Annotated in this window: 6 protein-coding genes; 2 read left to right on the top strand and 4 right to left on the bottom strand. The window is 70.5% G+C overall.

The window, feature by feature from the left end:
- Positions 1–151: 151 nt before the first annotated feature.
- Positions 152–1,507 carry a class II 3-deoxy-7-phosphoheptulonate synthase gene (locus ACZ7GJ_RS17935; protein WP_470752729.1) on the bottom strand — a complete coding sequence of 452 codons (1,356 nt, stop codon included), beginning with the start codon at positions 1,505–1,507 and terminating at the stop codon, positions 152–154.
- A 336-nt stretch (positions 1,508–1,843) separates the two neighbouring features.
- On the opposite strand from ACZ7GJ_RS17935, the gene ACZ7GJ_RS17930 reads away from it, so the two are divergent.
- On the top strand, positions 1,844–3,733 hold the full coding sequence (locus ACZ7GJ_RS17930) for an anthranilate synthase family protein (protein WP_470752727.1): 1,890 nt from the start codon (positions 1,844–1,846) through the stop codon (positions 3,731–3,733).
- A gap of 56 nt (positions 3,734–3,789) precedes the next feature.
- On the opposite strand, the gene ACZ7GJ_RS17925 is transcribed toward ACZ7GJ_RS17930, so the two are convergent.
- Positions 3,790–4,788 (bottom strand): 2-hydroxyacid dehydrogenase, encoded by a 999-nt coding sequence (locus ACZ7GJ_RS17925; RefSeq protein ID WP_470752726.1) that lies wholly within the window; start codon positions 4,786–4,788, stop codon positions 3,790–3,792.
- A gap of 71 nt (positions 4,789–4,859) precedes the next feature.
- Positions 4,860–5,888, bottom strand: coding sequence for a 6-phosphofructokinase (locus tag ACZ7GJ_RS17920; RefSeq protein WP_470752723.1), 1,029 nt, complete (start codon positions 5,886–5,888; stop codon positions 4,860–4,862).
- 145 nt (positions 5,889–6,033) lie between these two features.
- Here ACZ7GJ_RS17920 and ACZ7GJ_RS17915 point away from each other — a divergent pair, with 145 nt between their 5' ends.
- Positions 6,034–7,248, top strand: a complete 1,215-nt coding sequence (locus ACZ7GJ_RS17915; RefSeq protein WP_470752721.1) for an RNA-guided endonuclease InsQ/TnpB family protein — start codon at positions 6,034–6,036, stop codon at positions 7,246–7,248.
- Between the two features lie 162 nt (positions 7,249–7,410).
- Here ACZ7GJ_RS17915 and ACZ7GJ_RS17910 read toward each other — a convergent pair whose 3' ends face one another.
- Positions 7,411–8,055, bottom strand: coding sequence for a response regulator transcription factor (locus tag ACZ7GJ_RS17910; protein WP_365917391.1), 645 nt, complete (start codon positions 8,053–8,055; stop codon positions 7,411–7,413).
- Positions 8,056–8,059: the final 4 nt, after the last annotated feature.

The raw sequence follows: 8,059 nt of genomic DNA, 5'->3' as shown, positions 1-8,059 counted from the left end.
GGTGGAGGGAGAAATACCCCCTCTTTCTGTTTCTGTGCTTCCCCCCCCCCCCCCCCCCACTTTCTTCCCCCCAAACCCCCTCGCGCCGCTTTCTGCCCCCCCCCCCCCCCCCCCCCCCCCCCCAGAGCCGTATGAACCTACTGACTGATCCCTACTGGTCGCGGTACATCTCGGCGACCAGGAACGCCAGGTCCAGGGACTGGCTGCGGTTGAGCCGCGGGTCGCAGGCCGTCTCGTAGCGCTGGTGCAGGTCGTCGACGAAGATCTCGTCGCCGCCGCCCACGCACTCGGTGACGTCGTCACCGGTGAGCTCGACGTGGATGCCGCCCGGGTGCGTGCCCAGCTCCTTGTGGACCTCGAAGAAGCCCTTGACCTCGTCGAGCACGTCGTCGAAACGGCGCGTCTTGTGGCCGGAGGCCGCCTCGAAGGTGTTGCCGTGCATCGGGTCGGTGACCCAGACGACCGTCGCGCCCGAAGCGGTGACCTTCTCGACGAGCTCGGGGAGCTTCTCGCGGACCTTGTCGGCGCCCATGCGGACGACGAAGGTCAGCCGGCCCGGCTCGCGCTCGGGGTCCAGGCGGTCGATGTAGGTGAGCGCCTCGTCCACCGTGGTGGTGGGGCCGAGCTTGATGCCGACCGGGTTGGCGATCTGCGAGCAGAACTCGATGTGCGCGTGGTCCAGCTGGCGGGTGCGCTCACCGATCCAGACCATGTGGCCGGAGGTGTCGTACAGCTTGCCGGTACGCGAGTCCGTGCGGGTCAGCGCGCCCTCGTAGTCGAGCAGCAGCGCCTCGTGCGAGGCGTAGAACTCGACGGCCTTGAACTCGGCCGGGTCGGTGCCGCAGGCCTTCATGAAGTTCAGGGCGTTGTCGATCTCGCGGGCCAGCTGCTCGTAGCGCTGTCCGGAGGGGGACGACTTCACGAAGTCCTGGTTCCAGGCGTGCACCTGGCGCAGGTCGGCGTAACCACCGGTGGTGAAGGCGCGCACCAGGTTCAGCGTCGAGGCCGACGCGTGGTACATGCGCTTCAGCCGCTCGGGGTCCGGGATCCGGGCCTCTTCGGTGAAGGCGAAGCCGTTGACGGAGTCACCGCGGTAGGTCGGCAGGGTGACGCCGTCGCGGGTCTCGGTGTCCTTGGAACGCGGCTTGGAGTACTGGCCCGCGATGCGGCCGACCTTGACGACGGGCACGGAGGCCGCGTACGTCAGGACGGCGCTCATCTGGAGCAGCGTCTTCAGCTTCGCTCGGATGTGCTCGGCGGACACGGCGTCGAAGGCCTCGGCGCAGTCGCCGCCCTGCAGCAGGAACGCCTCGCCCTTGGCGACGGCTCCCAGGCGGGCGCGCAGCTGGTCGCACTCGCCTGCGAAGACGAGCGGCGGATACGACTCGAGGTCCGCGACGACAGAGCGCACAGCCTCGGCATCGGGGTACGAAGGCTGCTGCGCCGCGGGAAGGTCTCGCCAGGTCGCCTTGGCGGCGAGGGCTTGGGTCTCAGCGTTCACGGTCACCCCGTACACATTACGGCGTAACAGGGCCCCTCTGGCCAGCCGCCCACCAGGTGAGACGAAGATTCTCGAAGGTTCGAACCCCCCGGATGAACGGAATCCAAGGTTCAGGGGCCGGTATGGGTTCAGTACAGCGCGATGGGGCCGACTTGGACTAGGGTGCGGTGCATGTACTCGCAAGCGAACCAGAACTGGTGGTGGACCGCTCCCGGCGGCCCACCTCTCGCGCGTACACACTGACAGCGACGCGAAGGCCGCCCCGAGGGGCGGCCTTCGGCGTATCTGCGCCGAGTCCCCGGGCCGTCCCTCCCACCTCCACCGGAAGGACGCCCCAGCCCCATGCGACCCAGCCAGGCCAGCCAGCTCAGCCGACTGCTCGACGACTCCTGCCCGCCGTTCGCCCTGCTGCGCCGGCGCACCCCGGGCCGGGACCACGACACCGTCGAGGTCCTGATCGGCCCGGTCCACGAGGCCGAGCGCCTCGCCGACCTTCCCGTCCGTGAGCTGCCCACCCTCGCGCTCGTCCCCTTCCGCCAGATCCGGGAGCGCGGGTTCGACGTACGCGACGACGGCACGCCGCTGAGCGTGCTGGCCGCCGAGGAGGCCTACGAGGTCCCGCTCGCCGAGGCGCTCGCCGCGCTGCCCGCGCACGACGTACGGGTCGAGGGCGGCGGCTTCGACGTCCCCGACGAGGAGTACGCGGCCACCGTCGAGCGCGTCATCGAGGACGAGATCGGCCGCGGCGAGGGCGCGAACTTCGTCATCCGGCGCACCTACGAGGGCCGGATCGACGGCTTCGGCCGGGCCGACGCCCTCGCCCTGTTCCGGCGGCTGCTGGAGGGCGAGCGGGGCGCGTACTGGACGTACGTCGTCCACACCGGCGACCGCACGCTCGTCGGGGCCAGCCCCGAGGTGCACGTGCGGATGACCGGCGGAACCGTCGTGATGAACCCCATCAGCGGCACCTACCGCTATCCGGCCGGCGGCCCGACCGCCGAGTCGCTCCTCGCCTTCCTCGGCGACCGCAAGGAGACCGAGGAGCTGTCGATGGTGGTCGACGAGGAACTGAAGATGATGTGCACGGTCGGCGACCGCGGCGGCGTCGTCGTCGGGCCGCGCCTGAAGGAGATGGCCCACCTCGCGCACACCGAGTACGAGCTGCGCGGCCGGACCTCGCTGGACGCGCGGGAGGTGCTGCGCGAGACGATGTTCGCGGCGACGGTGACCGGCTCCCCCGTACAGAACGCCTGCCGCGTGATCGAGCGGTACGAGACCGGCGGCCGCGGCTACTACGCGGGCGCGCTGGCCCTGCTGGGGTTGGACTCCTCCGGCGGCCAGACGGTGGACTCCCCCATCCTGATCCGCACCGCGGACATCGCCGCCGACGGGACCCTGCGGGTGCCGGTCGGCGCGACGCTGGTGCGCCACTCCGACCCGGCGGGCGAGGTCGCGGAGACCCACGCCAAGGCGGCCGGGGTGCTCGCGGCGCTCGGGGTACGGCCCGCGGCCCCCCGGCCGGCCTTCGGCGGGGCGCGGCTGGCCGACGACCCCCGGGTCCAGGCGGCCCTCGCGGCACGCCGGCAGGACCTGGCGCCGTTCTGGCTCCGGATGCAGGAACGGCCGGTGCCGGTGACGGGCCACGCGCTGGTGGTGGACGGCGAGGACACCTTCACGGCGATGCTGGGCCACGTGCTGCGGGTGGCCGGGCTGGACGTGACCGTACGCCGCTACGACGACCCGGGGCTGCGGGCGGCCGCCCTGGCCTGGGACGGCCCGATCGTCCTGGGCCCCGGTCCGGGCAACCCGGCGGAGTCGGCGGACCCGAAGATGAGGCTGCTGCGCGGCCTGGCGGCGGAGCTGCTGGCCTCGCACCGGGGCGGGATCCTGGGCGTCTGCCTCGGGCACGAGCTGCTGGCGGCGGAGCTGGGCCTGCCGCTCATCCGCAAGGCGGAGCCGGCCCAGGGCGCGCAGACCCGGATCGACCTGTTCGGGGCGCAGGAGGTCGTCGGGTTCTACAACACGTTCACGGCGCACTGCGACGACGCCGCCGAGGCCCGGCTGGCGCTGTCGGGGGTGGAGATCGCCCGCGACGCCGCGACCGGCGAGGTCCACGCCCTGCGCTCCGCGGCGGGCTTCGCGGGGGTCCAGTTCCACCCGGAGTCGGTGCTCACCCTGCGCGGCGCGGAGCTGGTGCGCGACCTGCTGACGGGCGTCCGGACCCCGGTCTGACCGCTGTGCGGGAGGCGGGGCCCGGCCCCGCCTCCCCGCGTCCCCGCGTCCCCGCGTCAGGACGCCGGCGGCACCAGGGTGTTCTCGGAGCGGCGGCCGGCCGTGTAGTCGGCCACGTTCTGCGCGGTGGTGTCGATGATCTGGCCCACCGCTTCGTGCGTGTAGTACGCCTGGTGCGAGGTGACCACCACGTTCGGGAAGGTGATCAGCCGGGCCAGGGTGTCGTCCTCCACCGCCTCCAGGGACTTGTCCAGGAAGAAGACCCCGGCCTCCGCCTCGTACACGTCCAGGCCGACGCCCGCGAAGCGGCCGGCGCGCAGTTCGTCCACCAGGGCCTCGGTGTCCACCAGGCCGCCCCGGCTGGAGTTCACCAGCAGCGCGTCGTCCTTCATCGTCTTCAGCGCCGCCGAGTCGATGATGTGGTGCGTCGACTCCAGCAGCGGCACGTGCAGGCTGATCAGGTCCGCCGAGGCGAGCAGCTCGTCCTTGTCCACGTACTTCATGCCCAGTTCCACGCACGCCGGGTTCTGCGCCACGTCCCAGCCCAGCAGCTTCATCCCGAAGCCGTGCGCGATCCGCGTGAACGCCTCGCCGATCTTGCCGGTGCCGAGCACGCCCACCGTACGGCCGCGCATGTCCCGGCCCATGAGCCCGTTCAGCCGGAAGTCGAAGTCGCGCGTCCGGTTCGATGCCCGGACGATCCGCCGGTTCACGGCCATGGCCAGGGTCCAGGCGAACTCGGCCACCGAGTACGGGGAGTAGTACGACACCCGGCTGACCGTCATGCCCAGTTGCCGGGCCACGTCCAGGTCGATGTTGTTGAAGCCGGTGGACCGCTGGGCGATCATCCTCGTCCCGCCCGCCGCCAGGGTGCGCAGCACCCGGCCGTTCAGGTCGGCGTTCACGCTCGACGAGACGATCTCGTACCCGGCCGCGATGGGCGCGGTGTCCTCGCTCAGGAAGACGTCGAGGCAGCGGACCTCGTGCTGCCCCGCGAAGGCGCGCTCCAGGAGCGGCTTCTCGTCGGCGGTGACACCGAATGCCAGGATCTCCACGCTTGCTCCCGTACGTCGGACCATGGGTCGTTTGTCACCTTACGACCCATGGTCCGCCCTCGCTCCCCGGCTCAGCCGAAGAAGACCCCGACCTCCTGGTAGAGCGCCGGGTCCACCGTCTTCAGCTTCGCCGTCGCCTCCGCGATCGGCACCCGTACGATGTCCGTCCCCTTCAGCGCGACCATCTTGCCGAAGTCGCCGTCGCGCACCGCGTCGATCGCGTGCAGCCCGAACCGGGTCGCCAGCCACCGGTCGAACGCGCTCGGCGTGCCGCCCCGCTGGACGTGCCCGAGCACCGTCGTGCGGGCCTCCTTGCCGGTCCGCGCCTCGATCTCCTTGGCCAGCCACTCGCCCACGCCCGACAGCCGGACGTGCCCGAAGGAGTCCTTGGTGGCGTCCTTGAGGACCAGCTCCCCGTCCTTGGGCATCGCCCCCTCCGCGACGACCACGATCGGCGCGTAGCTCGCCTTGAACCGGGAGGTCACCCAGGCGCACACCTGGTCCATGTCGAAGCGCTGCTCGGGGATGAGGATGACGTTGGCACCGCCCGCCAGCCCCGAGTGCAGGGCGATCCAGCCCGCGTGGCGGCCCATCACCTCGACGACCAGCACCCGCATGTGCGACTCGGCCGTGGTGTGCAGCCGGTCGATGGCCTCGGTGGCGATGCCGACGGCCGTGTCGAAGCCGAAGGTGTAGTCGGTGGCCGACAGGTCGTTGTCGATCGTCTTGGGGACGCCGACGCACGGGATGCCGTACTCCCCGTACAGCTTGGCGGCCACGCCCAGGGTGTCCTCGCCGCCGATCGCGACGAGCGCGTCGACCTCGTACTTGGCGAGGTTCTCCTTGATCAGGCGCACCCCGTTCTCCTGCTTGAGCGGATTGGTGCGCGAGGAGCCGAGGATGGTCCCGCCGCGGGGCAGGATCCCGCGGACGGTGGGGATGTCGAGGGGGACGGTGTCCCCCTCGACCGCGCCGCGCCAGCCGTCCTTGAAACCGATGAACCCGTAGCCGTACTCCTGGACGCCCTTGCGGACCACGCCCCGGATCACCGCGTTGAGCCCGGGGCAGTCGCCGCCGCCGGTCAGCACTCCGACCTTCATCTCATTCTCCTTGCGTGGATACCCGTGGCTTCAACCGGAGGAGAAACGGCCCCCCGGTTCTGCACCGCACGGCAGCGGAATACCGCTGCGTGAGGCTGTGACCTGACCTTGTGTTCAGATCGTGACCGCCCCTACCGTCCAAGGCATGGGGGCTACTTCTGTGAAGCGGGCGTTCAAGCACCGCTTCTATCCGACCGACGCGCAGGCAGTGGAGCTGTCGCGGACGTTCGGGTGCGTGCGGAAGGTCTACAACCTGGCCCTCGCTGCCCGTGCCGAGGCGTGGACAACCCGTAGGGAGCGGGTGGGCTATGGCCAGACGTCGGCCATGCTCACCAGCTGGAAGAAGGCCGAGGATCTGGCGTACCTGGCCGACGTGTCCTCGGTTCCGCTCCAGCAGGCCCTTCGGCACTTGCAGAGTGCCTTCACGGCGTTCTGGGAAAAGCGGTCGCAATACCCCCGCTTCAAGTCGAAACGGAAGTCGCGCGCCTCGGCCGAGTACACGCGCAGCGCGTTCCGCTACGCCGATGGCCGGCTGACGCTGGCGAAGATGGCCGAGCCGTTGGACGTGGTGTGGTCCCGTCCCCTGCCGGCAGGGGTGGAGCCGTCCACAGTCACGGTCTCCCGCGACCGCGCCGGGCGCTGGTTCGTGTCGCTGTTCTGCCAGGACGGGCCTGCCCCGGTGCCCGCAACGACGAACGCAGTGGGCATCGACGCCGGGCTGGCAGCCCTGGTCACCCTGTCCACCGGGGAGAAGATCCCTAACCCAAAACACGAGAGCCGGGACCGGGAGCGTCTGGCCCGAGCCCAACGGGCGCTGTCGCGGAAGGAGGAAGGCAGCAAAAACCGGTCCAAGGCCCGCCTCCGGGTGGCCCGCATCCATGCCCGGATCGCAGACCGCCGCCGGGACCACTTGCACAAGCTGACGACTCGACTCGTGCGCGAGAACCAAACGCTCGTGATCGAGGACCTCACCATCAAGAGCATGCTCAAGAACCACAAGCTCGCCCGCGCCATCACCGATGCGGCGTGGCGCGAGCTGCGGTCCATGCTGGAGTACAAGACTGCTTGGTACGGGCGCGATCTGATCACCGTGGACCGGTGGTTCCCCAGCTCCAAACTGTGCTCGGCCTGCGGGGCAATCGCCGGAGCGATGCCCCTGGACGTCCGTGAATGGACGTGCGGCAACTGCGGGACGACCCACGACCGGGACGAGAACGCAGCCGTGAACCTTCTGGCCGCCGGGCTGGCGGTGTCCGCCTGTGGAGCGGGCGTAAGACCTCGACGGGGTTTCTCCCTGGCGCGGCAGCCCGCGGTGAAGCAGGAAGCCCCACCCGCAAGGGTGAGAATCCCCTCCTGTTGAGGGAGGGGAGGAAGTCAAGGAATCTCCCTTCGCCATGACGGTCACACTAGTGGTGACTCAGATCACAGCAGGGCCCGCGCGGGGTCAATTCCGGTGGAATTACGAGGCGTTGGATACGCATGTTCACTCATACGGGGAAGTAAGTACGACCGGGGCGATCCCTTACGCGTCGTCGAGGCCGCGCTCGATCGCGTACCGGACGAGCTCGACGCGGTTGTGCAACTGGAGTTTGCCGAGGGTGTTCTGCACGTGGTTCTGCACCGTGCGGTGGGAGATGACCAGGCGCTCCGCGATCTGCTTGTACGACAGACCCTTGGCCACCAGTCGCAGCACCTCGGTCTCGCGGTCGGTCAGTTGCGGCGCCTTGGGGACGTCGGCGGCGGCCGGCAGCGGGTCGGTGGCCAGTCGGCGGTACTCGCCGAGGACGAGGCCGGCCAGGCCCGGGGTGAACACCGGGTCGCCGGCCGCCGTGCGGCGGACGGCGTCGATGAGCTCCTGGGCGCCCGCCGACTTCAGCAGGTAGCCGGTCGCGCCGGACTTCACCGCCTCCAGGACGTCGGCGTGCTCCCCGCTCGCGGACAGGACGAGCACCCGCAGGGCCGGGTTGGCGCCCACGAGCTCCTTGCAGACCTGGACGCCGGGCATACCGGGCAGGTTGAGGTCGAGGACCAGCACGTGCGGGGCGGCCGCGCGGGCCCGGCGTACCGCTTCGGGGCCGTCGCCGGCGGTGGCCACCACGTCGTAGCCCGCGGCGCCGAGGTCGCGGGCGACCGCGTCCCGCCACATGGGGTGGTCGTCGACGACCATCACC

Source organism: Streptomyces sp. NPDC037242, assembly GCF_055604165.1.
This window is presented reverse-complemented; position numbering and strand designations above follow the sequence as displayed.

Bases quoted from the DNA above. Each gene is read 5' to 3' on its own strand.
- ACZ7GJ_RS17930 (WP_470752727.1), top strand. From the start codon at position 1,844: ATGCGACCCAGCCAGGCCAGCCAGCTCAGCCGACTGCTCGACGACTCC.
- ACZ7GJ_RS17910 (WP_365917391.1), bottom strand. From the start codon at position 8,055: ATGGTCGTCGACGACCACCCCATGTGGCGGGACGCGGTCGCCCGCGAC.
- ACZ7GJ_RS17920 (WP_470752723.1), bottom strand. From the start codon at position 5,888: ATGAAGGTCGGAGTGCTGACCGGCGGCGGCGACTGCCCCGGGCTCAAC.
- ACZ7GJ_RS17915 (WP_470752721.1), top strand. From the start codon at position 6,034: ATGGGGGCTACTTCTGTGAAGCGGGCGTTCAAGCACCGCTTCTATCCG.